The 24,907-nt window shown below is 46.2% G+C and carries 16 protein-coding genes, 1 tRNA gene and 1 pseudogene; 12 read left to right on the plus strand and 6 right to left on the minus strand.

The window, feature by feature from the left end; all coding sequences use genetic code 11:
* Nucleotides 1-183, plus strand: a pseudogene (locus RIG27_RS00005) (hypothetical protein); the annotation flags it as partial.
* 358 nt (nucleotides 184-541) lie between these two features.
* Complete coding sequence (locus RIG27_RS00010) at nucleotides 542-4,681, plus strand: HEAT repeat domain-containing protein (RefSeq protein WP_446341254.1); 4,140 nt, start codon at nucleotides 542-544, stop codon at nucleotides 4,679-4,681.
* Nucleotides 4,682-5,007: 326 nt separating this feature from the next.
* On the opposite strand, the gene RIG27_RS00015 is transcribed toward RIG27_RS00010, so the two are convergent.
* The 3 genes from RIG27_RS00015 to nifJ form a co-directional block, all read right to left on the minus strand.
* Nucleotides 5,008-5,304 (minus strand): hypothetical protein, encoded by a 297-nt coding sequence (locus RIG27_RS00015; protein WP_446341256.1) that lies wholly within the window; start codon nucleotides 5,302-5,304, stop codon nucleotides 5,008-5,010.
* 152 nt (nucleotides 5,305-5,456) lie between these two features.
* A complete protein-coding gene (locus tag RIG27_RS00020) occupies nucleotides 5,457-6,473 on the minus strand; it encodes a dihydroorotate dehydrogenase-like protein (RefSeq protein ID WP_446341258.1) in 1,017 nt (338 codons plus the stop codon).
* Between the two features lie 80 nt (nucleotides 6,474-6,553).
* Entirely contained in the window at nucleotides 6,554-10,168 is a 3,615-nt protein-coding gene (nifJ, locus tag RIG27_RS00025) for a pyruvate:ferredoxin (flavodoxin) oxidoreductase (protein WP_446341260.1), read from the minus strand.
* Nucleotides 10,169-10,792: 624 nt separating this feature from the next.
* Here nifJ and RIG27_RS00030 point away from each other — a divergent pair.
* Together RIG27_RS00030 and RIG27_RS00035 are read left to right on the plus strand one after the other, a co-directional pair.
* Nucleotides 10,793-11,143 carry an STAS-like domain-containing protein gene (locus tag RIG27_RS00030; RefSeq protein WP_446341262.1) on the plus strand — a complete coding sequence of 117 codons (351 nt, stop codon included), beginning with the start codon at nucleotides 10,793-10,795 and terminating at the stop codon, nucleotides 11,141-11,143.
* 2 nt (nucleotides 11,144-11,145) lie between these two features.
* Nucleotides 11,146-11,748, plus strand: coding sequence for a hypothetical protein (locus RIG27_RS00035; RefSeq protein ID WP_446341264.1), 603 nt, complete (start codon nucleotides 11,146-11,148; stop codon nucleotides 11,746-11,748).
* A gap of 152 nt (nucleotides 11,749-11,900) precedes the next feature.
* Here RIG27_RS00035 and RIG27_RS00040 read toward each other — a convergent pair whose 3' ends face one another.
* Nucleotides 11,901-12,131, minus strand: a complete 231-nt coding sequence (locus tag RIG27_RS00040) for a hypothetical protein (protein ID WP_446341266.1) — start codon at nucleotides 12,129-12,131, stop codon at nucleotides 11,901-11,903.
* Nucleotides 12,132-12,264: 133 nt separating this feature from the next.
* On the opposite strand from RIG27_RS00040, the gene RIG27_RS00045 reads away from it, so the two are divergent.
* Nucleotides 12,265-12,549, plus strand: a complete 285-nt coding sequence (locus tag RIG27_RS00045) for a YggT family protein (protein ID WP_446335557.1) — start codon at nucleotides 12,265-12,267, stop codon at nucleotides 12,547-12,549.
* Nucleotides 12,550-12,563: 14 nt separating this feature from the next.
* Here RIG27_RS00045 and accC read toward each other — a convergent pair whose 3' ends face one another.
* Nucleotides 12,564-13,919, minus strand: coding sequence for an acetyl-CoA carboxylase biotin carboxylase subunit (gene accC / locus RIG27_RS00050; protein WP_446341268.1), 1,356 nt, complete (start codon nucleotides 13,917-13,919; stop codon nucleotides 12,564-12,566).
* 169 nt (nucleotides 13,920-14,088) lie between these two features.
* Here accC and RIG27_RS00055 point away from each other — a divergent pair.
* The 7 genes from RIG27_RS00055 to RIG27_RS00085 all read left to right on the plus strand — a co-directional run bounded on the left by RIG27_RS00055 (nucleotide 14,089) and on the right by RIG27_RS00085 (nucleotide 22,100).
* Nucleotides 14,089-14,170, plus strand: a tRNA-Leu gene (locus tag RIG27_RS00055).
* 464 nt (nucleotides 14,171-14,634) lie between these two features.
* Nucleotides 14,635-15,018, plus strand: coding sequence for a hypothetical protein (locus RIG27_RS00060; protein WP_446341270.1), 384 nt, complete (start codon nucleotides 14,635-14,637; stop codon nucleotides 15,016-15,018).
* A 260-nt stretch (nucleotides 15,019-15,278) separates the two neighbouring features.
* A complete protein-coding gene (locus tag RIG27_RS00065; RefSeq protein ID WP_446341272.1) occupies nucleotides 15,279-16,079 on the plus strand; it encodes an alpha/beta fold hydrolase in 801 nt (266 codons plus the stop codon).
* A gap of 125 nt (nucleotides 16,080-16,204) precedes the next feature.
* Entirely contained in the window at nucleotides 16,205-18,655 is a 2,451-nt protein-coding gene (locus RIG27_RS00070) for an adenylate/guanylate cyclase domain-containing protein (RefSeq protein WP_446341274.1), read from the plus strand.
* A gap of 320 nt (nucleotides 18,656-18,975) precedes the next feature.
* A complete protein-coding gene (locus RIG27_RS00075; RefSeq protein WP_446341276.1) occupies nucleotides 18,976-19,269 on the plus strand; it encodes a hypothetical protein in 294 nt (97 codons plus the stop codon).
* 422 nt (nucleotides 19,270-19,691) lie between these two features.
* Entirely contained in the window at nucleotides 19,692-20,876 is a 1,185-nt protein-coding gene (locus tag RIG27_RS00080) for a GNAT family N-acetyltransferase (protein WP_446341278.1), read from the plus strand.
* A gap of 369 nt (nucleotides 20,877-21,245) precedes the next feature.
* The gene (locus RIG27_RS00085; protein ID WP_446341280.1) at nucleotides 21,246-22,100 is read left to right on the plus strand and encodes a DMT family transporter; all 855 of its coding nucleotides are present in this window, start codon (nucleotides 21,246-21,248) and stop codon (nucleotides 22,098-22,100) included.
* Between the two features lie 143 nt (nucleotides 22,101-22,243).
* On the opposite strand, the gene pcrA is transcribed toward RIG27_RS00085, so the two are convergent.
* Complete coding sequence (gene pcrA / locus RIG27_RS00090; protein WP_446341282.1) at nucleotides 22,244-24,586, minus strand: DNA helicase PcrA; 2,343 nt, start codon at nucleotides 24,584-24,586, stop codon at nucleotides 22,244-22,246.
* Nucleotides 24,587-24,907: the final 321 nt, after the last annotated feature.

Raw genomic sequence — 24,907 nt, forward strand, 5'->3', positions numbered from 1 at the left:
ACCCGTTTTTTCAGGAAAAAGAATTAAACGAGGTTTATATCGTACAAATCAGGGGGTTCTTGTTCAATCTGATGTCATAGGTTCCTACAATATTTTACGAAAAGCATCTCCCTTTTGCGTTTAACCGCTATGGGATAGAGAGGTGCGTAGTTCACGATTATGAGAATTAATCTCTCAAAGTAAAAGCGAAGGGAATTTCTGCAATGAAATAATGTCTGTCTATATTTGACTATACTTTTACCAACTATTGAACCTAGTTTCGTAGTCGTCACTTTAGTGACTAAACGCTCAAGCGCTGACGACAAACTCTTAATACAGAGACATTCCTTTTAACTCAGTTCCATTCGCCCTAGGATAAATTAGGAGATGGTGCGATCGCAAACCCTACAACCTATCCTAATCACCCTCTCTTCCTGACTCTTCCGGGGAAGTCTGGAAACCCTGTTAGGCTGGTAGATGAGGACATTCGCTGGTTCATTCAAAACGCAGCCCTTCCCCCAGATTACCGGAAAAGCAAGTTCTCCCGTCTCCCTTTCTCACTATGGTCGATTGGCGTCCCTATCTCGAATCCCTCTGCGCCACCTACGCCGCATGGTGGCAGGTTTACACGATTACCGATGTAGTCGGGCGAACGCCACAGAAGCGGAAACAGACATCGGTGCTATTTGATTTTAAATTAATGGTGCAGACGGTGGCACCGGATAGAGACGCCAAGGGGCAAAAGGCGGAACAGGTTGAGAAATTAACCGTACTAGAGGGGTTAAGGAAATATGCGCCCCAGCATATCTTATTAGTCGGGCGTCCCGGTTCCGGGAAATCCACAGCACTGGTGCGATTGCTGTTGGAAGAGGCGGAAAAAGCCAAGGAAGCCTGTAGAGACGTTGCCTGCAACGTCTGGGAACAGGGGGAGAGGTCAATCAAAATCCCCGTCTTGGTAGAACTGCGCTATTACCGCACCACAATCGAGGACTTAATCCAAGAGTTCCTGCAACGCCATGACCCCAATTTAACCCTCAATCCCGACACCCTGAAAACTGGATTGCGACAGGGGCAAATTTTACTACTGTTGGATGGAATTAATGAATTACCCTCAGAAGCAGCGCGGCGGGAGTTACAGCAGTTTCGCCAAAACTACCAGAAAACCACACCCATGGTATTCACCACCAGGGATTTAGGTATCGGGGGTAATTTGGGGATAACCAAGAAACTGGAAATGCAACCCCTGACAGAAACGCAAATGCAGGAATTTGTCTGCACCTATTTGCCACAACAGGGAAAACAGATGTTGCAGCAGTTGGGGAATCGTTTGCGGGAGTTTGGACAAACCCCCCTGCTGTTAAAGATGCTGTGTGACTTGTTCTATTGTCTGGAGACGATTCCCAGTAATCTGGGTTCAGTATTTCGCGCCTTTGCCCAGCAGTATGACCGAAAAGTTAAAGCCGATGTCCCGGTTACGGAAGACTCACGGGAATTTTGGTCAGAGTTGCTGCAATATTTAGCCTTTGTCATGACGAAGGGTAATGACTCAAAAGAGATACAGGTGGCAATTGCCAAGACAGAAGCTGAGGCAATTTTTACCCAGTATCTGCGTCAGCACGATTTCCTTGACCCGCCAGTTCGCGCCCGTAAATGGTTAAATGATTTACTCAAACATCACTTGATTCAACTGGGGGCAAATAATCAGATAGAGTTTCGCCATCAACTGATTCAGGAGTATTATACGGCTGAGTATTTGTTGAAGTTGTTACCGAGTCTCAGTGATGAGGAATTACAACAGCAGTATCTCAATTATTTGAAATGGACAGAACCTCTAGCGTTAATGCTGGGATTGGTTGAAGATGAAGCACAGGCAATGCGAGTGGTGAGGTTGGCGTTAGCTGTGGATGTGCAGTTGGGGGCAAGGTTGGCAGGGGAAGTTAAACCAGAGTTTCAAGAGCAAACAATTACGCTGGTGAATGACCAAGATGTTTGTCAACCCGTGAAGGTTCTACTTTTGGGGGCAACTCGTTCTGAGTTTGCCGTTCAACTCTTGATTGATGCCCTTAAGAATGAGGATGCTTCGGTTCGTTGTTATGCAGCATTTGCGCTGGGCAAAATCCAGTCAGAACAAGCCGTTCAACCCTTAATTCTGGCTCTCAAGGATGAAGATGCTGCGGTTGGTTATCACGCCGCAGAAGCACTAGGAAAGATTCAGTCAGAACAAGCCGTTCAACCTTTAATTCAGGTTCTTAATCAGGGAGATAAATCGGTTCGTCATGGTGCAGCATGGGCGCTGGGAGCCATTCAGTCAGAACAGGCAGTTCAACCTTTAATTCGGGCTCTCAAAGATGAAGATGAATCGCTTCGTCCTATTGCCGCAACATCACTAAAAGAAATTCAGTCCGATACGGCATTTACATCCCTAGTTGATTTGATCAAAAATGAAGAGGATTCCGTTCGTCACTATGCTGTATCTGCGCTGGGAGAACTTCAGTTAGAGCAAGTAATTAACATCTTGATTGAAACCCTTCAGGACAAAGACACATCACTTCGTTCGCGTGCAATAGAAGCGCTGGGAGAAATTAAGTCAGACAGGTCAGTTCAACCCTTAATTGATACTCTCAAAGATAAAGATGCCTTGGTTCGTTCTAGTGCGGCGAAGGTTCTAGGGATAATTCAGTCAGAATCGGCAGTTCAACCGTTAATTGATATCCTTAAGGATAAAGATGCTTCGGTGCGTTATCGTGCGGCATGGGCGCTGGGAGAAATTAAGTCAGACAGGTCAGTTCAACCTTTAATGAATGCCCTCAAAGATGAAAATCATTCGGTGCGTTATCGCGCAGCATTGTCACTTGGAAAACAAAAGTCAGAATGGGCGATAAAACCTTTAATTAATTTACTTAAAAATGATGATTATTGGTATCATCTGTTTGTCACAGATTCTCTGATAGAAATTCCGTTAGATAAAACGATAAACCCTTTAATCAATGCCCTGCAAGATGAAAATGCTTCAATTCGTTCGGGTGCAGCATTTGCACTAGGGAGAATTCAGTCAGACAGAGTGGTTAAACCCTTGATTCATACTCTCACTGATGAAAACCATTCGGTTCGTTCCAGTGCAGCATGGGCGTTGGGAGAGATTCAGTCAAAACAGGCAGTTCAACCTTTAATTCATACTCTCAAAGATGGAATCCCTTTGGTTCGTCATTCTGTAGCATTTGCGCTAGGAAAAATTCAGTCAAAACAGGCAATTCAACCCTTAATTGATGCCCTTAAGGATGAAGATGCTTCAGTTCGTTCTAGTGCAGCGAAAGCTTTGGGAGAGATTCAGTCAAAACAGGCAGTTCAATCCTTAATTGATAGCCTCAATGATGAAGAGTATCAAGTTCGTTGTTATGTAGTATGGTCACTCGGCAAAATACCATCACCAATGGCAATTCCACCTTTAATTACTGCCTTAAATGATAGGAATAATGGAGTTCGTCGGGAGGCACAATCAGCGTTAGAAAAAATAGATATACCTGAATTCTTGCCTGATTTTTCGGCACTTCTAAAAACAGATACAGATCCGGCTATACTCAATATAATCTCTGCTATTCAACAGCGCTGCAAATTCTATAATTACACCCTAACTCAACCTCCGACTACATCGATATCCTCAGATTCTCAACTTACCCATCCCTTCCCAATATCTCTCATGCATATTCTCCACCTTAGCGACCTCCACTTTACCACGCCTGACCAAGCAACCCTGTGGTCTACACAACTCAGACTTGATTTACGTTATGAACTCAATATTTCTCAGCTTGACGCCCTGATCCTCTCCGGCGATATTGCTAACTACTCTACCCCAGAAGAATACGAAGCCGCCGCCCAATTTCTCAACACGCTCTGCCAAACCTTCTCCCTAAAGCCCGAACAAATTACCATTGTTCCCGGTAACCATGACCTCAATTGGAACCTAGCACAAGAAGCCTACCAACTGATTGACCGCCCTAAATACAACGGCAAACTAATCGACGGTAATTATATTAAAGTCACCGATGAAGTTATCCGAGTTCGTGACGAAACCGCCTACAAAAAGCGCTTTGACAACTTCCGCCAGTTCTACGAAACCATCAAACAAAAACCCTATCCCTCAGACTATGACCAGCAATACACCCTCGACTATCTCCCCGAACAAAACCTCCTCGTTTTAGGGCTAAACTCCGCATGGCAACTCGACCATCATTTCAAATCTCGCGCCAGCATTCATGAAAATGCCCTCAGCAACGCCCTGAATGAAATTGATACTAATCCTGATTACGATAACTGTTTAAAAATCGCCGTTTGGCATCACCCCCTCGATAGTCCCTATCAAGATAGAATTACCGACCAAGACTTCATCAGACTCCTCGCCGTTGCTGGGTTTCGCTTCTTCCTGCACGGACATATCCACAAAGCCGAAACCAGTCTGTTCCGTTACGATATGAGTCGAGATGGGCGCAAATTAGACCGCATTTGTGCCGGAACCTTTGGCGCACCGACAAAAGAACTGGTAACGGCTACGCCTTGGCAATACAATTTGCTGATCTTTGAAAAGGATAAACTAACTGTTCGCACCCGTTGCCGTCGCGGGAAAGATGCGCCGTGGGAATCTGATAGTGTTTGGCGTCAGGGGGCGGGAAAATCGTCGTTGGATTATTATACCATTGAATTGTGATTTTTTATTATTTGTAATGTTTCATTTGTCAGGATATCACCAATTGTAGGGGCGACCCGCTGCACTAAATTAAGAGAACCCACCCATTAATTTTATCGAGTCGCCCTCCAGGGTATATATTCAGTGGCTCAAATCCTGCGATCGCATTAGGATTGCTCCTTTCCTATAGCTTTAAATCCTGCCTGCTCAAAATGTCTATCAAACGCTAAGGCTTCGGTTATGCCTAAATCTTGCATGATCAAAAAAGAACTACAGTCTGTTAAACTCCAAGCTTTATCCCCTCGCTGCATATAAAATGATAAGGCACGATTAAACTGTTCTAGCTCTCATGATGAGCTTTGATTACCATAGAAGTAATCATCCAGTTTTTCAGACGCATCACTGGGAACATCTGCCCATTCCTGTTGAGACACTTGAGTCGCTAGTTGAGTGACAATTTCCCAAAAGGGACGAGCCGTGGCGTCATAGGGACGATCAATAACGGCGGTGGGCAAATCCTCTGATTGCCGATTGGGTTTTTCTTGTTGTAGGATTTTCTCAACAATGCTTGTGATGATAGCTTCCAAGTCATCTAGGGTTAGAGTGGCAATTGAGCGATCGCGATTTGGAGGTAAATGGGTCACTAAACAGCCTCCTGATTCTCAAACAACGGTTTAATTCCGATCTTACAAGGTGCGATCGCCCCGGAAAAACCCCTGGTTAGAGGAGAGCGATCGCACCTACCAAATCCCCAACCTATTCCAGAAATCGGGGATCTAATTAATTGGCGTTTATCCTATGGTGCAAACCCCACCAATTGAGGTTTGTATGTCTGAATCGCCTTCATGTACTGCGCCCGTTCAAAGCCACTTTCATCAGGACAGTTAATCTGACTCATGCTACCCTGCATCTGCTTGATGGACTCATATTCATGCTCTTCCATCCAATGGCGTACCTCTTGCTCAATCTCTTGCAGATTGCCAATCCCATGACGCAGCAGTACACTGACGATTTCCGTCACTTTTGCCCCTGCCATCATCATTTTGATCACATCCTGCCCTTTATGTACCCCACTGGTAGCGGCAAAGTCCACAGACAGACGACCATATAAAATCGCAATCCAGCGCATGGGTAAGCGCATCGCTTGCGGTGTACTCAGCAAGATATTGGGTGAAACTTCCAACTCCTCAATATCAATATCCGGCTGGTAAAATCGATTGAAAAAGACTAAACCATCCGCACCCGCTTCAGTCAACCGCTTCGCCATATTTGCCATATTGCTGAAGAAAGGACTGAGTTTAATCGCAACTGGAATATTTACCTCAGATTTCACCGCTTGCAGAATATCAAGATAATTCTGCTCAATTTCTGCCCCCGTCTTATCCATATCCGTGGGGATGCTGTAGATATTCAACTCCAGGGCATTCGCCCCCGCTTGCTCAATTTCCTTGGCGTAGTGCGTCCAGCCGCCCACGGTGGCACCATTAAGACTGGCGATGATCGGCATATTCACCGTCTCTTTTGCCTTGCGGATATGCTCTAAATATTGCTCTGAACCCACATGAAAGACTTCCGCTTCCGGGAAATAGGTCAGGGCTTCGGCAAAACTTTCGGTACCATACTCCAAGTGATGGTGTAATTCCAACTTTTCTTGGCGCAGTTGTTCTTCAAATAAGGAATGCAGCACCACAGCCGCCGCGCCTGCATCCTCCATGCGCTTGATATTGTCAATATCTTCGGTCAAGGGTGCCGCCGCACCAACCACGAGTGGCGATCGCAATTCTAACCCGAGATATGTTGTTGTCAGATCCATCCGTTTAAACCTCTCAATTATTTATGGGTAATTCTTGTGGAGGTGTAGAGACGCGCCATGGCGCGTCTCTACATTATTAATTAGGTATTCGTCGGTTCCTTAACCTCCCCACCCGTTTGGGTTGTCTGACCATTCCCATGACCGTTGTGTCCATCCAACTGACGGGCTGCCAGATATTGGTACATCTGCCACCGAGTCTGCACATCCTGCTGGGCTTCTCCTAGAAGACGTTTAGCATCTTCTGGCTTACTCTTGGTCAGCATCTTGAAGCGGTTTTCTTGATACATGGATTGTTCCACCGGGAATTTCGGACTCCGCATATCCAGTTGCAGGGGATTCTTCGCTTCTTTGACTAAATCTGGATTGAAGCGATACAGTAACCAGCGCCCAGACTCAACCAACGCCTTGTGATGAGACATGGATGTCATCATATTAATCCCGTGGGCAATACAGTGGGAATACGCCAGGATTAGGGATGGACCATTATACGCCTCCGCTTCTAAGAACGCCTTCAGCGTATGTTCATCCCGCGCCCCCATTGCCACACTGGCAACGTAGACATTCCCGTAGGTCATGGCAATTAACCCCAGGTCTTTCTTGGGTGCCGGTTTACCACCAGCGGCAAATTTCGCCACAGCCCCCCGTGGGGTAGCTTTGGATGCTTGACCCCCGGTATTGGAATACACCTCAGTATCCAACACCAAGATATTCACATTGCGACCACTGGCAATCACATGGTCTAAACCACCGTAACCAATATCATACGCCCAGCCGTCACCACCGATAATCCAGACACTCTTCTTGACGAGGTAATCGGCTAAACTCAACAACTGCTTGGCTTCAGGAGAGTTCATCCCTTGCAGCTTCTGCTTGAGTTGTGCGACTCGTTCCCGTTGTTCCCAAATATCGGCTTCGGATTTCTGGTCGGCGTTGAGAATCCCACCGACTAAGTTATCGCCAATCTCACCTGCTAAACGTTGCACTAACTCAGCGGCAAATTGGCTGTGTTTGTCAATGGATACCCGGAAGCCAATGCCAAATTCGGCGTTATCTTCAAATAAGCTATTCGACCAAGCCGGTCCACGCCCTTCTGCGTTTTGCGCCCAAGGTGTGGTGGGTAGGTTTCCGCCGTAAATTGAGGAACAGCCAGTGGCATTTGCTACCACCATGCGATCGCCAAATAGTTGAGTCGCCAGTTTCAAATAGGGCGTTTCCCCACAACCTGCACAAGCGCCGGAGAACTCAAACAGGGGTTCTTGCCATTGCTGCTGGCGAATCCGATCTAAATTTAAGGAACGGCGATCGGGATTCGGAATATCTAAGAAGAAGTCCCAATTTGCCTGTTCCTGCTCCCGCAGGGGTAACTGGGATTCCATGTTAATCGCCTTCAGCTTGGGCTGAGACTTATTCTTCGCCGGACAAACATCGACACAAACGCCGCAACCCGTGCAGTCTTCGACCGCCACCTGAATCGTAAATTTCTGTCCCCCATACTCTTTATCCCGCGTATCCGTGGACTTAAAAGACCCTGGGGCATTTTCTAACACCTGCGGATCATAAGACTTGCCTCGGATCACCGCATGGGGGCAAACCATGACACACTTGCCACACTGGACGCAGACATCCGGGTCCCAAACTGGAACTTCTAATGCTACATTGCGTTTTTCCCATTTGGTTGTACCCGTAGGGAATGTCCCATCTACAGGTAAAGCACTCACAGGCAAGTCATCGCCACCCCGCGCCATCATCTTACCTAATACATCCCGGACAAAGGCTGGGGCGGTGTCGGGAACCGGGGGACGCATATCCACGGTGCTGTCCAGGGTGTCTGGCACTTGCACTTCATACAGATGTGCCAAAGCATTGTCCACCGCCTCAATATTCATGCGGACAACTTCTGCACCCTTCTTACCGTAAGTCTTTTCGATGTACTGCTTAATTTTGGCGATCGCTTCTGCTTTGGGTAAGATATTCGCCAGTTCAAAGAAGCAGACTTGCATCACGGTGTTAATCCGTCGTCCCATGCCACTGCTAACTGCCACTTGGTTAGCGTCAATGACATAGAACTTCAACTGCTTGTTGACAATTTCCTCTTGGATTGGGCGCGGTAGTTTACTCCACACTTCATCTTTACTGAAGGGACAATTCAGCAGGAAGGTTGCACCAGGGGCAGCACTACTGAGGACGTTCAATTTTTCCAGGAACAGCCACTGGTGACAAGCCACAAAGTTGGCTTGGCTAATCAGGTAGGTTGAGCGAATCTTTTCGGGTCCGAAGCGCAGGTGAGAAACGGTAACGGCACCGGATTTCTTGGAGTCGTACACGAAGTAGCCTTGGGCGTAGTTCTCGGTTTCTTCACCAATAATCTTGATCGAGTTCTTATTCGCGCCCACGGTACCATCTGACCCTAAGCCATAGAACACACAGCGTACCACAGTTTCGGGTTCTGTGGAGAAGTTGGGATCATAGGAGAGGCTGGTATTGGTCAAGTCATCGTTGATGCCAATAGTAAAATGGTTCTTCGGTTGGTTAGCCGCCAGGTTATCGAAAATCCCCTTAACCATCGCGGGGCTAAATTCCTTGGAGGATAAGCCATAGCGTCCACCGACAACCTTGGGTTTGGGACTATCCGCTTCCCAAGCTTCCTCAACGGCTGTCACGATATCCAGATACAGGGGTTCACCACCAGCACCCGGTTCTTTGGTTCGGTCTAAGGCAGCGATACTCTTGGTGGTAGCCGGTAATGCCTTGACCAACTGTTTCATGTCAAAGGGGCGATACAGCCGCACTTTGATCATCCCTACTTTTTCACCCTGTTTGTTCAGGTAATCCACGGTTTCATGGACGGTTTCTGTGCCAGAACCCATGAGGATGACCACTCGTTCGGCATCAGGGGCACCGTAATATTGGAACAATTCATATTTGCGCCCGGTGAGTTCGGCAAATTTGTCCATGGTGTTCTGGACAATTTCTGGGCAGGCGTTGTAGTAAGGATTAACGGTTTCCCGCGCTTGGAAATAGACATCTGGGTTTTGGGCAGTGCCGCGCAAGACGGGGCGATCGGGGGTTAGACCCCGCGCCCGGTGTTCCATCACCCGTTCATCATTAATCATCGCCCGCAGATCTTCGTCTGCCAGGAGTTCAATTTTCTGAACTTCGTGGGAAGTGCGGAAGCCGTCAAAGAAATGGATAAAAGGAATGCGGGATTCTAGGCTAGCGGCGTGGGTAATTAACGCTAGGTCATGGGCTTCTTGGACTGATCCCGACGCCAACAGACCAAAGCCGGTGGCACGACACGCCATCACATCTTGGTGATCCCCAAAAATTGACAGGGCTTGGGCGGCTAGCGATCGCGCGGCGACATGGATCACGGCTGAGGTCATTTCCCCAGCGATTTTGTAGAGGTTGGGCAGCATTAACAGCAAGCCTTGAGATGCTGTGAATGTGCTGGTCAATGACCCTGCCTGCAACGCGCCATGAACTGTACCTGCCGCCCCGGCTTCACTCTGCATTTCAATGATTGAGGGAACAGTACCCCAGAGGTTCTTGCGACCTTCTGAAGACCAGGCATCTGCCCATTCTCCCATGGGTGAAGCGGGGGTGATCGGATAAATGGCGATCACTTCATTAAGTGGGTAGGCAACGCGAGCTACCGCTTCGTTTCCGTCTAGAGTTGCAATCGTTCGTTTCGTCATAGTTACAAACCTTTATGGGTTGCTGGGTAATCTTTTTTGTTTGGGGCGCTCAACTTCAACTTAATTCCTTGTCTATTGCAAATCCCCTATCACTTTCGTCTCTTCCACTACAAAACGTCAATTCTCTTGGCAATCGAATTAGCATAAAGTTTCCAATTGAGTCCTCTTTGAACAACGTCAATGTTGTTTTGTCTAGGGGACATAAATCGACATTCAACCCCCAAGCTATATGGCTGACGGTCATTTCCGGAATTCGTTAACAGTCTTTTAACATTCCCGTCTGCTTCCGGATACTCTTCTATTATCTAACAAAAAATTAGCAATTTAGGTAGTCTAACTTTTTTTTAATTTATTTAAGACTTTGGCAACTCCTTAGCTTAAAATAATCTAAATAATAAGCTGTATTAGTTTTTACAAGCTGGGAGATTTTAACTTAATTAAGTATTAGTACGAAATAATTAAGAAATATTTCATTTCGTAAATATTTCTCAGCTTCTCAGCCATTGAGGGAGATGGGGAACACTGGTCAATATCACACTTAAATGTGATGAGTATTATTACTCACTATACTCGCTGAACTCTGAACCCAGTGAGGAGCCACTGTTCTAAAGGGAGGTCAGAACGATGAAAAAATATGATATCCACAACCTGGTGGGCAAATACTGCATGACTCTTGAAGATGGTCAAACGGTGTACCAACTCATTCACCCGGAACTGATAGCAGAGAATCCTGTCGAGGTAGACTTTGCTGGAGTGGATATTTTTGCGTCTCCCTTTTTTAACTTTGCCATTGGCCAATTGCTAGGAGACATAAAACCAGAAACCCTCAACCGTTTGCTTAAAGTGTCTAACCTCAACCCAGTTGGCAAACAGGTACTCAAAGCGGTGATTGAAAACTCGAAGCGGTATTACTCAGATGAGTATACTCGCAAAGCAGTAGATAAAGTCGTTAGCGAACAAGCAAATAGTCTTTGAAGGTGATCAACTACACAGTTCAGGCTGAGGTTTTTGATATTCAATCTTATCTCCCAAAACAGGATGACATTTTTCTCGTTGACACTAATGTCTGGTACTGGCTCACCTATACCCAAGCTAGTACCTCAGCGCTATCTTATCAGACTAATGTGTATCCCTCCTATTTAACGAAAGCTATTTCTGTTCAAGCTTCACTCCGATACTGTGGTCTTTCCCTAGCAGAGTTAGCACACAATATTGAGACAACCGAACGAAAAATTTTTTCCGCTACAATAAAAGCCAAAGACTATCGCCACAACCATCCATCGCAAAGAGCTAATGTTGTAGCCGAAGTTCAAACCGCTTGGAGTCAGGTTACACCTATTTCTTCATGTATTGATATTACAGTGGATGATGTTAGCATTAACAAATCTCTAGTCAGACTCCAGACTCAACCCCTTGATGGTTACGATCTGCTCATACTCGAAGCAATAGCTCAAGCAGGAATCGTGAAAGTGATTACTGATGATGGTGACTATGTAACTGTTCCGGGAATCAAAGTTTTTACGGCAAACCGTAACGCGATCGCGGCTGCCGCGAATCAGGGTAAACTTTGGACGAGGTAAAAATATGCTTTTTGTTCAAACATTACAAGTTAGATTTTGCCGATTTGATGGGCGCACGGAGCGTGCGCCCCTACAGTTTCTGGATGGAAAGCTAATTCATCTTTATTAGATGTACACTGACACACTCCCAGCGAGACAATTAAAGCGGTTGCTTAAATATAGGCTTTCCCAGATGGAACACACGGTATCTTCCCGGCTTTATCCCGTTCTACGTGACAGAACACGTAATTGTCTGAAGCGTCTTGTTTGAGACGAACGCTACCCTGAATATAGTCATAAGCTGGCGGATGAAACTGAGGAATGCCTTGATATTCAACAACAGAGCTATTTTCATCCCGCAGTACGGGACAGGCGACTAACTCCATCTCCCCCATCTTCCCCATCTTCCCCATCTCCCCCATCTCCCCCTCACCTCACCACTTATTCAGCAAGCCCTACTTAGTTCATCCCAGTCTTGCGTTAGACTGGCTAACTGATTTTCATACTTTCTTTTTTTGTGAAATTAGGACTTATCTGATGAATACTCTGACACTGGCAACATGGATTCTCAGCCCTTTACTGGGACTAGCTATCTTACTATTCATCTTCCGGATTATCCTTACCTGGTATCCTCAAATCGATCTAAACCGCTTCCCCTTTAATCTGGTCGCTTTGCCCACCGAACCCTTTTTAGTCCCAACCCGCAAACTGGTGCCGCCCATTGGGGGTGTGGATATTACGCCGATTATTTGGGTTGGGATTGTTAGCTTACTGCGGGAGATTCTTGTCGGTCAGCAAGGGTTACTGACCATGATGCACTGACTGCCCCTAACCCTTTAAGATTGGGCGGTTGCCATCATTTGCTCAACAAAATTTGTATACACATCACCACTGAGAAACGCTGGGGTTTCTAAGATTTTTTGGTGGAAACTCAGCGTGGTGGCAACCCCAGTAATCGCACATTCACGCAGGGCGCGTTTCATGCGGCGAATCGCGGCATCGCGGTTGGGTGCCCATACGATTAATTTGCCGATTAATGAGTCGTAATAGGGGGGGATTTCATAATCGGTATACACATGGGAATCCATCCGCACGCCGGGTCCTCCGGGTGGCAGATACCCACTAATCCGCCCCGGTTGAGGACGGAAATTGCGATCGGGATCTTCGGCATTAATCCGACATTCAATCGCGTGTCCCTGAAGCTTCACTTGGTCTTGCGTCAGTTTCAAGGGTTCGCCTTGGGCAATCCGAATCTGTTCGGCAATTAAGTCTAATCCTGAGATCATCTCGGTGACAGGATGCTCAACTTGAATGCGGGTATTCATTTCCATAAAGTAAAAATTACCCATGGCATCCAGCAGAAACTCAACCGTACCCGCCCCGACGTAATTAATCGACTTGGCAGCCATGACAGCAGCAGTTCCCATTTTTTCTCGCAGTTCTGGGGTCAAGGCTGGACTAGGGGCTTCTTCTAAGAGTTTCTGGTGACGCCGTTGAATGGAACAGTCTCGTTCTCCCAGATGAATCACGTTACCGTAACTATCAGCAAGAATTTGAAACTCAATATGGCGGGGACGGACGATAAATTTTTCCAGATAAAGTCCTGGATTGCCAAAAGCGGCTTCGGCTTCCCCAAGGGCTGCTTGAAACAGGCGACTCATTGCACTTTCATCGGGAACCAAGCGCATCCCCCGTCCACCACCACCGGCTGTGGCTTTAATCATCACTGGATAACCCATGTCTTTAGCAAGGGTTATGGCTTCCCGTTCACTACTCAACAATCCCTCACTTCCGGGTACAGTGGGTACACCTGCCCGTTGCATGGTTTCCTTGGCAGTGGATTTATCCCCCATCGCCCGCATCGCTTCCGGTGATGGACCGATAAAGGAGATTTGATGATCGGCGCAAATTTCGGCGAATCGGGCATTTTCTGCCAAAAAACCATAGCCAGGATGAATGGCGGTGGCGTTGCGCGTCAGGGCGGCGGCAATAATGTTGGGAATATTCAAGTAACTTTTGCTACTGGGCGCTTCACCGATGCAAATAGCTTCATCCGCCAGTTGTACATGGAGGGCGTGTTGATCGATGGTCGAGTGAACGGCAACGGTGGCAATTCCCATTTCTTCACAGGTTCGGAGAATTCGCAGGGCAATTTCCCCACGATTGGCAATTAAGATTTTGGCAAAGTCCATAAAACAGCGTTGCTATATCCGTATTCTGTAGGATAAGGGGGATTGTCCCCTTTGGTGGCATCCTTTGGGACGCGTGGGTGACGTTTCCCCTTTTCCCCATCGGATTCATCAACAAAGTTGTTGAGAAGTCGTAATTTTCTCATAAGAGCTGATATAATGGGTTAGCCATGCGGATGTGGTGGAATCGGTAGACACGCACGCTTGAGGGGCGTGTGGCGCAAGCCTTGCGAGTTCGAGTCTCGCCATCCGCACTCCCTGGTGTATGATGGCATCGGGAAGTGACTCGCCTTGTTTGTCCGTCCTAGCTTTGTCCGTCCCAGCAGGGTAGCCGGGGAAAAGAGGTGCGATCGCCTGCGTCTGGGTGCAGATAAAATTGAGGATTGAATGTCACCCCAGATTAGGGGACGCTTGTACAAATAAGACGTTTGACAAATCTTTAAGGTTTCTTTACATTACTAAAGGGTAATGGCGTGGCTGGGAAAAATCCCAAACCCTTTAGACTTCAGCGCCTGTGAGAAGGTTTGCTGGTAAGCTTTCTAGTCAATTTCTGGACTCGGGCGCGATCGCACGTTTCTCCGGAAATGGCTATGTTGCGGTTGAAGGTAAATACAAGTAAATCGCAAGTAAGCGATGTAGCTATTTAACAATCCGTAATACAATAGTTGATAATACTCAACAAAATTGTTCGGTTGACAACAATAGAGAGGTGAAGTTTATGTCTACAGTTTACAAGGAGTCAAACTTCATGCTAATCGATCTAACCGATAATGTTTGGGTCAATACCCTGATTCCCAGTGCTAACCATGCCGCGTTGCGTTGTGGATTTGCGGGATATCCAGTGAATCCTCGTTGGAATGCTGCCAAGTTTAAGGCTTGGAAAACTGGGCGTCAGTGGCGAGATGCACTAGCACAAGGCGAAATGGCGGTGCGTTCTCACGATTCCATGTTAGTTCCGGTGTCTGAGTTAAACGAGGAGGGTTTAGAGGAGAACCAAGCGAAGGCTTCCGACTCGCAACCCGTTGCATCTACCAATCATTCACGGTTTAAGTTTCCGTTGAGACCTAAACAAATATTAGCCGCATTCCACGCTGTCTCTTGAAAGACAAATTTTATATGCAGGATTATTCAGGGTAGAGACGCGCCATGGCGCGTCTCTCATGGTATTTAACGATCTCCTCGTCCTTTTTTGTCCACAGTCCAGTAGAGACGTTGCATGCAACGTCTGGAACAATGGTGCCGAAAGTCCTAGTCGATATGTCTACTGCTATATGTAAATAGACCTCAAACCCTTACAAATGACAAATGACAAATGACCAATGACGACCTTCACCGTTAACTTTAATTGTGTACACCTAACGTATGACCACAAGTATATTAGAACGCAATCACATTAACATCCTCGGTAATGGCACTCAGACAATAATTTTTGCCCATGGCTTTGGTTCAGATCAAACCGCTTGGCGTCATCAAGTCGCCGCCTTCGCCCCTAACTATCGTATTGTCCTCTTTGATCATGTCGGTGCAGGAAAATCCGATTTTTCTGCCTATAGTCCCCATCGCTACAGTAGCCTCTATAGCTACGCCGAGGACTTGCTGGAAATCTGTCATGAGTTAGAACTTACCCACTCCATCTTGGTAGGTCACTCAGCCAGTGGTATGATTAGTTTACTAGCCGCGCTGACCGATCCGTCGTGCTTCAGCCAGCTTATTTTTGTCGGTGCATCTCCTCGGTATCTCAACGATGTGGGATATGTAGGTGGGTTTGATCAGTCCGACTTAGATACACTTTATAGGGCGATGTCGGCGAACTACTATGCTTGGGTGAGTGGTTTTGCCTCGATGGTAATGGGAAACCCCGAACGTCCGGAATTGGCAACAGAATTTGCGAATACTCTGACGGCTATTCGTCCAGATATTGCTCAAGCTGTTGCTCGAGTTATATTTCAGTCGGATCACCGGGATGAGTTACCCCGTCTGAACGTACCCACTCTGATTCTACAAGCTAGCGATGATATTGCGGTACCCCCAGAAGTGGGTCAGTATATGTCAGATAACATCCCTAAGAGTCAGCTAATCAATATAAAAGCATGGGGTCATTTACCTCACTTGAGTGCGCCAGATACGGTAACTCAAGCGATCGCGGCTTATCTTTGTTCTTAACTTCAAAGGCATTGAGATAACAGGAGTTGATAGTCGGCATCCTTTGTGCCAGCCGAACTTTGGCGCTGGTGATAAACTCTCTATGTCAACAACATCTGGCTTCACTTATTTATGGTTAATGCTCATTGTCGTCCTTGGATCATCCCAATCAGCTTCCTACATTTAGACGATTTTTAATCGGACTATTGCTGACTCTGTTTGGACTAGATATCCTTAATCCCAGCAGGATCTCGACGCTGAGTTTCGCATCGATTGTCTTTACTGTCATCGTTTTGTTACCTCTACCTGCTTGGATTCTGAATCCCTTCATGGGAATAAAAATGGGGGAAGATAGGGGAACACAGGAGCCGAGAAGCAGAGGAGACAAGGGAGATGGGGAATCAATTCAAAACCCGGTTCCAAATGAGCCTAGCGTTGGCTCAAAACTCAGACGCGCTATGGCACGTCTCTACATTGAAAACTCAGACACGCCACGGTACGCCTCTACACTCAAAACTCAAAACTATGCCAATCCCCGATCGCTGTCTGTAATCGGGTTGATTTTGATCGGTGGCTGGATGCTTGTGAGTCGATACTTGCACCCTTGGCTTACAGGATTGGGTTTAGCCATGGGAGGTGGTGTACTGGTGCGTCGTTTTCTGTTGGAGATTGAATGGAAATTGGCAGCCGGTTCGGTACTCGCCGCGATCGCACAATCAGATACCCATACTCCCGATCAGCTTATTGAGCAGGTTACCCGTTTGTTGTATGAGTTATGCCAAGCCGACGCCGCGATCGCACTGCGTCAACTGGATCAGGTAACGGCTCAATCACTCGTCAGTTTCCCATCTACAGCCCTACCCAATCAACTGACAACCCCGAAACTCTTTGCTGAAGCCCTAACCCATAAACGCACCCTATTCTATGGGAATTATCCGGCGACGCCCAAAGCCGCCCCTATCCTTGTCGCTCAAGGTACTAAGTCTCTGGCGGTACTCCCCCTGCGGAAGGAACAAACGACACAGGAGCAAGGTGCTATCTTATTACTCTGGTATCGCCAAACTTACTTGCCCTCATACCAGCGTCGCTTCCTGGATTTACTACTGGGGGAACTCCACACCCTCCTACGTCTGCAAACCACCACGTTTCGCCTGGAACAACTCCAAGCCCGCTACAATGCCATTTTAGAAATCCCTCAGGGCGTCGTATTTGTTGATATCAGTGGCGGACAAGGTTGGCTGAATCCAGCCGGGGCAAAGCTTTTGGGATTAAAACCAGGAGACGTGGAACCGAGTGCGATCGCCCAGGCGATGGCAACCTTACGCAGCAGCGCTGATAATCAGGAGGAGATTGCTAAACAGGCGGCACAACTTTTTTCTCAACCCGAAGCCGAAATTCACGACTGGATCTGGACATTTAGTCAACCCCAATCATTGGTACTGAGTATCTCAAGTTTCCCCACTTATGGGAAAGATATTCAAGGTCGCCTCTGGTTGTTCAATGATATCACGGATAAATATTTGGCACAACAAGCATTAGCAGAACGTACAACCCAAATGGAAACGGCGAATGAACAACTGGAAACAGTTAATGACGCCTTACGATTTACGCAGTTTTCGATTGATCGAGCGGCTGATGCAATTTTCTGGATTGGGCAAGATGGAAAGTTATTGTATGTCAATTATGCCGCTTGTCGGTTGTTGGGGTATCCCTTGTATGATTTGCTGTCGATGAAAATTCATGAGATTGATGCTAATTTTACAGCTCAGAGTTGGTCAGAGCATTGGCAGATTCTTAAACAATGTGGTTCCCTCTGTCTTGAATCGTATCATCGTAGCAAAACGGGTACACGTATCCCCGTAGAAGTGCGAATTAGTTATTTGGAATTTAACGGCAAGGAATACAACTGTGCCTTTGTCCGTGATATTACCGAACGCAAGCAAGCTGAGAAGGCATTGCGTTGGGAACAGGAGAAAGCTGATCGTTTATTGTTGAATATTTTACCCCAACCCATTGCCGAGCGATTAAAACAGGAAACCTGTCTCATTGCCGATCGCTTTGCCGATGTGACGATTTTATTTGCCGATATTGTTGGCTTTACCGATATTTCGGCTCGGATGCCACCCGCGCAATTGGTGTTCTTATTAAATCAGATATTCTCCCGATTTGATCAATTAACGGAAAAGCATGGGTTAGAGAAGATTAAAACAATTGGCGATGCTTATATGATCGCCAGTGGTATTCCCACTCCTCGCCAAGACCATGCTGAAGCCATGATCGAAATGGCATTGGATATGCAAATCGCCATTGCTCGCTTTAACCAGTTTCAGGATGAAAATTTCTGCCTGCGGATTGGGATCAATAGTGGTCCTGTGATTGCTGGGGTAATTGGCACCAAGAAATTTATTTATGATTTGTGGGGAGATGCGGTCAATACCGCTAGCCGCATGGAATCTCATGGCATTCCTGACAAGATCCAAGTCACAGAAACTACATACAAACTCTGTAAGGACAAGTTTTTATTTGAGCAGCGGGGTCAAATTTTAGTTAAAGGTAAGGGAGAAATGACGACTTATATATTTATCGGTCGTAAATAGATTTCCCCATGCTGCACTAGGTTGATTTGACGGTGTGCGTCTGAAGCTCATCTGCCAACGTGGGGATACTGTGTTGCATTTGATTAAGTTTTGTTATACAATTATTAGTTTGACGAAAATATATTATGTTTTTTTATATTACTAAAAAAACATAAAGTCAAATCCATGTAACTAAAAATGTAATCTTTGTCAATCCGCCAAAGTACACAAAATAATCAGAAAATTTGGCGGAAGCGAAAATATCAGGATCAAATAAAAATAAAAGTAATAGTAAATTAAGAGATGTAAATCCCTTTAGCCAAGACGGAGAGATTAGGCTCATGTTCATGTCAACCTTGCTCTATCTGAATCACTACATCAGAATTGAGATGCCAAATCCAGATGTTGATAACACCATCTATGTGTCTATTTGCCGAGCTTCCGGCACCTATGATCCCGATGAGTGCAAACCTCATGTAACGGATTACCAACTCAGTGCCAAGTCCCCTGATCCAAATGATTGGATTAAGGAAGCCATGGATAGCGCGATCGCCACATTGGATAAACTCGGGGTGAAATACTACAACCCAAAGTTTTTGACGGCGCATCCTGCTTGTAGTCAACAAGTCGCTTAACCTAACGCCGCCGACTGGATCTGGTATCGTTGAACCGGAAAAAATATCATAAGTTATTCTAGTCCTGTGACAATTGTCACCATTGATAACATTTTTTTGATTAATCTCCTCAGAAGCGCTTTCACGCGGCAATTTGTGCAAGGGCGGGTTTTTTATGCCATGTTATCGGCAATATGCTGGATAAGCTGTTCGGCATTTAAACCTTAATGTCAATGTCAATAATGGTGAAATCCTTCTATGTAGTGCGTTAAGCGAAGCCATGCCGCAGGCTTTGCATCTTGCTCGCTACTCATACCCAATTTAAATGCATGACAGCTTAAAAGCATCTAAATCCGTCCCGACAGGGTTTTCATCCATAACCGACAAGGAAATTCTCGACAATGTATTACAATTACATACAAACAGTATTATGAGAGTGCAAAATGGTTATCAGCGCTCAACTTGATTATGGATGCATCTCCAACGCAGACGAAGCTGAACAACTTGGCGAACTACTGACGCAATGTTTTGGCACTTCCCTAAACAATTGGCAAGTTTACCTGAATCGTATCGGTCAAGATAATTTCCGTCTCATCCGTCAAGGGGAAAAGATTGTTGGCGGTTTAGCCATTTATACCATGGGACAATGGTACGGGGGTCAGTCCATACCCATGGCAGGAATTGCCGCCGTTGGCATTGCCCCAGAGTATCGAGGTACAGGGGCGGCTTATAAACTGATGCAATGTACACTCCAAGAACTTCATCAGCAAGGCGTACCCATTTCCACTCTCTACGCCGCTACTCAAGTTCTCTATCGCAAAGTCGGCTATGAACAAGCAGGGATTCGCTGTCGTTGGCAGATACCAACCCAGAGGATTCAAAAGCGCGATCGCACTTTACCCATGTTCAGGGTGAAACCTGTACGCGACGAGGTTTTTCAAGACTTATATTCTCAACAGGCACAAACCGCCAATGGTAATTTAAATCGGAATCCAGCCATTTGGCAAAATCTGGTTGAAGCACCAAATGATCAGTCGGTTTATGCTTATCTTATCGGTGCTGAATCTCAACCGGAAGGCTATGTAATTTGTACCCAATCTTCAAACGCTGAGGGCTTATTACTGAATATTAAAGATTGGGCATTCCTTACCCCAGCCGCCGCACGGCGTTTTTGGACATTCTGTTCGGATCATCGTTCTCAGGTGAGGCAAGTGCGCTGGTACAGTTCTTTGATTGATAATTTAACATTACTCTTACCGGAACAAACGGCTCAAATTCGTGATCAAGAACGTTGGATGCTGCGGATTCTTGATGTCCCGAAAGCGCTGGAAAAACGAGGATATCCTTTAGAGATTGAAACCGAATTACATTTACAGGTTCAGGATGAATTATTTGCCGCTAATAACCGTAACTTTATCTTGAGTGTGTCTCAGGGACGCGGGAAAGTCACGCCCGGAGGGACTGGTGAATTCCGTTTGCATGTCAGGGCGTTGGCTTCTCTGTTTACCAGTTTATTTACGCCTGAGCAACTGCAACAGATGGGTTATTTGGATAGTACAGCGGCAGGTTTGTCAAGAGCTAATTCACTATTTTCTGGCTCATTACCTTGGATGCCGGATTTTTTTTAATCGGGATTGGGGATTGGGGTTTGCATTAGTGTTAAGTTAAGACGCGCCATGGCACGTCTCTACATGACTGACTTTTTACTTTTTTTACTTTATTCATGTCACTTCATCAAACTTCGGGTCGCTGGCGCTTGGGATTAGCGCTATCTTTAATTAGGGTTTACGGCACAACCCAAAAACCATTAGCCATCAATACTTTGAGTAGCATTGACATTGGCTCATCTTCCAGGAAAGAGAATCAAACTCATCAAAAATCTTGCACCGCTATCAGAAAAAATGTACCCCTTGCTCCCCCAGCTCCCCCAGCTTCAAGAGCTCCCCCAGCTCCCCCTCACCACAGCACTTATTCAGCAGCCCCTAATTACTGTATTTATGTGGGGGATTCTACCTCTAGCGCTAACCATAACTCTTCAGGTGTTGGATGTATATACAATCACCTGGTTTCGTTTTCTGATTGCTTTTGGATTGCTGGCGCTTTTTTTAGCCACAAGACAACAGTTTCCCTCGTTATCGCAACTGCGTTCAGCGTCTCTGGGACTCCTCGCGATCGCGACTCTTTTTTTAGGAGGTAATTACCTGCTATTTTTACAAGGGTTAGGGCAAACGTCTCCCACAAATGCCCAAGTGCTGATTCAGTTAGCCCCCATGTTTTTAGGTTTGGGCGCTTTAGTGGTTTTCCAAGAACATTATACTCTGCGTCAATGGATTGGTGTGGGTATTCTGGTTTTGGGATTTACTCTATTTTTCCATGATCGATTCCAAGTCGTAATCACCTCACGCTCTACCTATCTAGTCGGTAATATGATTATTGTCTTAGCCGCCTTAGCTTGGGCGATTTATGCATTGGCACAGAAACAGCTTTTACATAAATTACCGTCTACGACGATAATGTTGGTAATTTATGGCGGCTGTGCTTTATTATTCACGCCGCTAACCACACCGCAATCCCTTCTCAGTTTGAGTCCCTTACACCTGAGTTTACTCCTCTTTTGTGGGTTAAATACCCTGATTGCGTATGGGGCGTTTGCAGAAGCTTTGGAACATTGGCAAGCCTCGCGAGTGAGTGCGGTATTGGCACTTACACCGTTGGTGACATTAAGTTCAGTTTGGATGGCTTCGCGCTTTATCCCCAGATGGGTTACACCGGAACAGTTGACAGGGTTAGGGCTTTTGGGGGCGATGTTAGTGGTGTCGGGCGCGATCGCGTTAGGGCGTCGATTACCTTGAAACACCGTTGGTTTTCCTGTAGGGGCGACTCGCTGGCACTAATTAACAATTCCGGAAATAGGGCGGGTTTATATAAGTTACCAGTTTTGAAGAGCATATTATCGGTAAAACCCGCCCCTACCATTGATTTTCCTATTCCCCAACTAATTCACTCGTTGTATATTGGTTCGCTTCGGGTCAAGAATTTTCTGCCCCAAACTGGGAAACTTAACCGCAATACTAACTTTCTTGCCTGAACCAAAAACATGAGTCACTTCTCCGATCCCAAAGGTGTCATGACGCAGTAAATCGCCTTTTTTCCACTCTTTCGATTTTGCCGTTGAACTAGAGGGTTTTGATGACTTTTCTGTTGAGGCAGAAGGCGTTTGCTGTTTTACTTTCACCAAAGTACTGCTAATTAAGTCTTCGGGTAACTCATCCAAAAACTGAGACCGAACCGCCGGTTCACGATACCCATAGAGACGACGTTCACAGGCGTGGGAAAGAAAGAGTTGTTCTTGGGCGCGAGTAATCCCGACATAACAGAGGCGACGTTCTTCTTCTAAAGCGACAGGGTCATCTATCGTCCGGTTATGGGGAAAAAGTCCTTGTTCTAAACCAACTAGAAAAACAACCGGAAACTCTAATCCTTTAGCCGAGTGCAGCGTCATTAACGATACCGCTTGTTGCCCATCTTCCAAATTATCTAAGTCAGACGCCAGAGACGCATTTGCCAGAAACCCTTCTAAGCTGCTATCTTCATTTTCTTCTTGGAATTCAACGATAGCATTATAGAGTTCATGGATATTTGCCAATCGGTTTTCCGCTTCATCTGTGCCTTGATTTTTTAGGTCATCAGTATATCCCGATTCCTCCATGATAAACTTAATAATTTCTGCGGCTTCTAAGTTTTCCGTATTCTCTTGGCACTGCTTAATCAATTGGGCAAACTTATTAACCGCTTTAGCCGAACGTCCCGCAATTGTATTGACCGAGGTTTCATCCCGGATAATTTCCCAGAGGGGAGTTCCCAATTCTTGAGCCGCAAGCACTAAATTATCAATCGTGGCTTTACCAATACCCCGGCGTGGTGTATTGATAATCCGCAATAAACTGACGGTATCGCTGGGATTGGCAATGGTTCTTAGATAAGCCAAGGCATCTTTAACCTCTTTGCGATCGTAGAACTTCAATCCTCCGATAATCACATAATGTACTCGACCTCGCAGTCGCAGCGCATCTTCTAACGGGCGAGATTGGGCATTCGTCCGATAAAGAATCGCAAAACTGCCCCAGCCTAGTTCTGGGTTTTGTTGATTCAGTTTCAGGATTTGTTGAACTACAAAATGAGCCTCTTCTAACTCATCGTCGGCTTGATGACAGTAAATGACTTCCCCTAAACCGCGTGTGGGTCTGAGAATTTTGTCAATTCGCTGAGTATTTTGTTCAATTAAATAATTAGCGGCTTGGAGAATATTTTCGCGCGAGCGATAGTTTTCCTCTAATTTCACCATAGTGCGGGTCGTTTCATCCGGCAACCCATCACCAAAGTCTTCCTGAAATCCCAATAAGATGGTGAAATCTGCCATCCTAAATGAGTATATGGATTGGTCTGCATCACCGACGACAAACACCGAGCGATCGCGCCAATCCCATTGCGTTTTTTCAGTTTCACCGTTTGTGGTTAATAGGTGTATCAGTTCGTACTGAATCCGGTTTGTATCTTGATACTCATCCACTAAAATATGACGAAATTGATTGTGCCAATATCCCAGAACGGATTCGTTTTGTTGGAAGAGTTTAACGGGGACTAAAATCAGATCATCGAAGTCCAGGGCATTGTTCGCGGCTAACTGGTCTTGATAATGGTGATACACTTCAGCATAGAGTCGCCCTTTATAACCAGACTGCTCTTTTTCAAAGGCTTGGGGCGATAAGCCTAAGTTTTTGGCATTGCTAATCACGTAGCGAATGGTACGGGGATTAAATTTTTTATCGTCTAGATTTAATTGTTTGGTGACGATGGTTTTTACCAGCGTCTGGGCGTCGGATTCGTCAAAGATGGAAAAATTACGCTTCCATTGACGTCCTTTTTCATCGGTATATTTGTTGATGTCATAGCGGAGAATCCGGGCAAATAGACTGTGAAACGTACCAATCCACAGGGGTTTGATGTATTTTTTATAGACCCGCGATCGCAACTGGGTTTGTTCAAGTTCTGGGAGTAACTCCAAACGCTGACCCCGCGTTTGGACAGCCAGTTGCTGGGCGAATAGGGTTTCAATCCGGGATTTCATCTCCCGTGCGGCTTTATTGGTGAAGGTAACCGCTAAAATGTTTTCCGGATCGACTTTATGGGTGAGAATCAGATTGGCAATGCGATAGGTTAATGCCCTCGTCTTACCCGAACCCGCCCCTGCCACAACCAGCAAGGGACCACAGAAATGTTCGACGGCGCGACGTTGAGAGGGATTAAGGTGCGTCAGGAAGTCAGTCGATTCAGTCATGGCTAGCTGAGGCAAGCGGGTAAGGGTTTGGCTATTCTAGTACAGGTTATCGTATCTTGAGGCAAGACTGTATTGGGGAGACGCTCAACCTTGTTTGCGTTCATCAGACATAAGCCAGCAGTATCCTGCAAGGAGAGAGGCTTTGAATACTCCTTCGTCAATATTGGGAAAGTCTTCGTCTAGGGGTAAAGAACTGTAACCAAATCTCTATAGACATCTACGCAAACCTAATCAAAATGCATAGCTATAACCATCCTGGGGGGTGAATCGGTGTGCAGTAATCCAATCGGGTTGACCTCCTTTTCTTGTCGATAACGAACT

It is taken from the genome of Coleofasciculus sp. F4-SAH-05 (genome assembly GCF_040222985.1).
Classification (GTDB): domain Bacteria; phylum Cyanobacteriota; class Cyanobacteriia; order Cyanobacteriales; family Coleofasciculaceae; genus Coleofasciculus; species Coleofasciculus chthonoplastes.

Coding starts and splice junctions, on each gene's coding strand:
- RIG27_RS00020 (WP_446341258.1), bottom strand. CDS start 6,473: ATGGATCTGACAACAACATATCTCGGGTTAGAATTGCGATCGCCACTC.
- RIG27_RS00075 (WP_446341276.1), top strand. CDS start 18,976: ATGTTCATGTCAACCTTGCTCTATCTGAATCACTACATCAGAATTGAG.
- RIG27_RS00065 (WP_446341272.1), top strand. CDS start 15,279: ATGACCACAAGTATATTAGAACGCAATCACATTAACATCCTCGGTAAT.
- nifJ (WP_446341260.1), bottom strand. CDS start 10,168: ATGACGAAACGAACGATTGCAACTCTAGACGGAAACGAAGCGGTAGCT.
- RIG27_RS00040 (WP_446341266.1), bottom strand. CDS start 12,131: ATGGGGAAGATGGGGGAGATGGAGTTAGTCGCCTGTCCCGTACTGCGG.
- RIG27_RS00030 (WP_446341262.1), top strand. CDS start 10,793: ATGAAAAAATATGATATCCACAACCTGGTGGGCAAATACTGCATGACT.
- accC (WP_446341268.1), bottom strand. CDS start 13,919: ATGGACTTTGCCAAAATCTTAATTGCCAATCGTGGGGAAATTGCCCTG.
- RIG27_RS00060 (WP_446341270.1), top strand. CDS start 14,635: ATGTCTACAGTTTACAAGGAGTCAAACTTCATGCTAATCGATCTAACC.
- RIG27_RS00010 (WP_446341254.1), top strand. CDS start 542: ATGGTCGATTGGCGTCCCTATCTCGAATCCCTCTGCGCCACCTACGCC.
- pcrA (WP_446341282.1), bottom strand. CDS start 24,586: ATGACTGAATCGACTGACTTCCTGACGCACCTTAATCCCTCTCAACGT.
- RIG27_RS00080 (WP_446341278.1), top strand. CDS start 19,692: ATGGTTATCAGCGCTCAACTTGATTATGGATGCATCTCCAACGCAGAC.
- RIG27_RS00085 (WP_446341280.1), top strand. CDS start 21,246: ATGTGGGGGATTCTACCTCTAGCGCTAACCATAACTCTTCAGGTGTTG.
- RIG27_RS00045 (WP_446335557.1), top strand. CDS start 12,265: ATGAATACTCTGACACTGGCAACATGGATTCTCAGCCCTTTACTGGGA.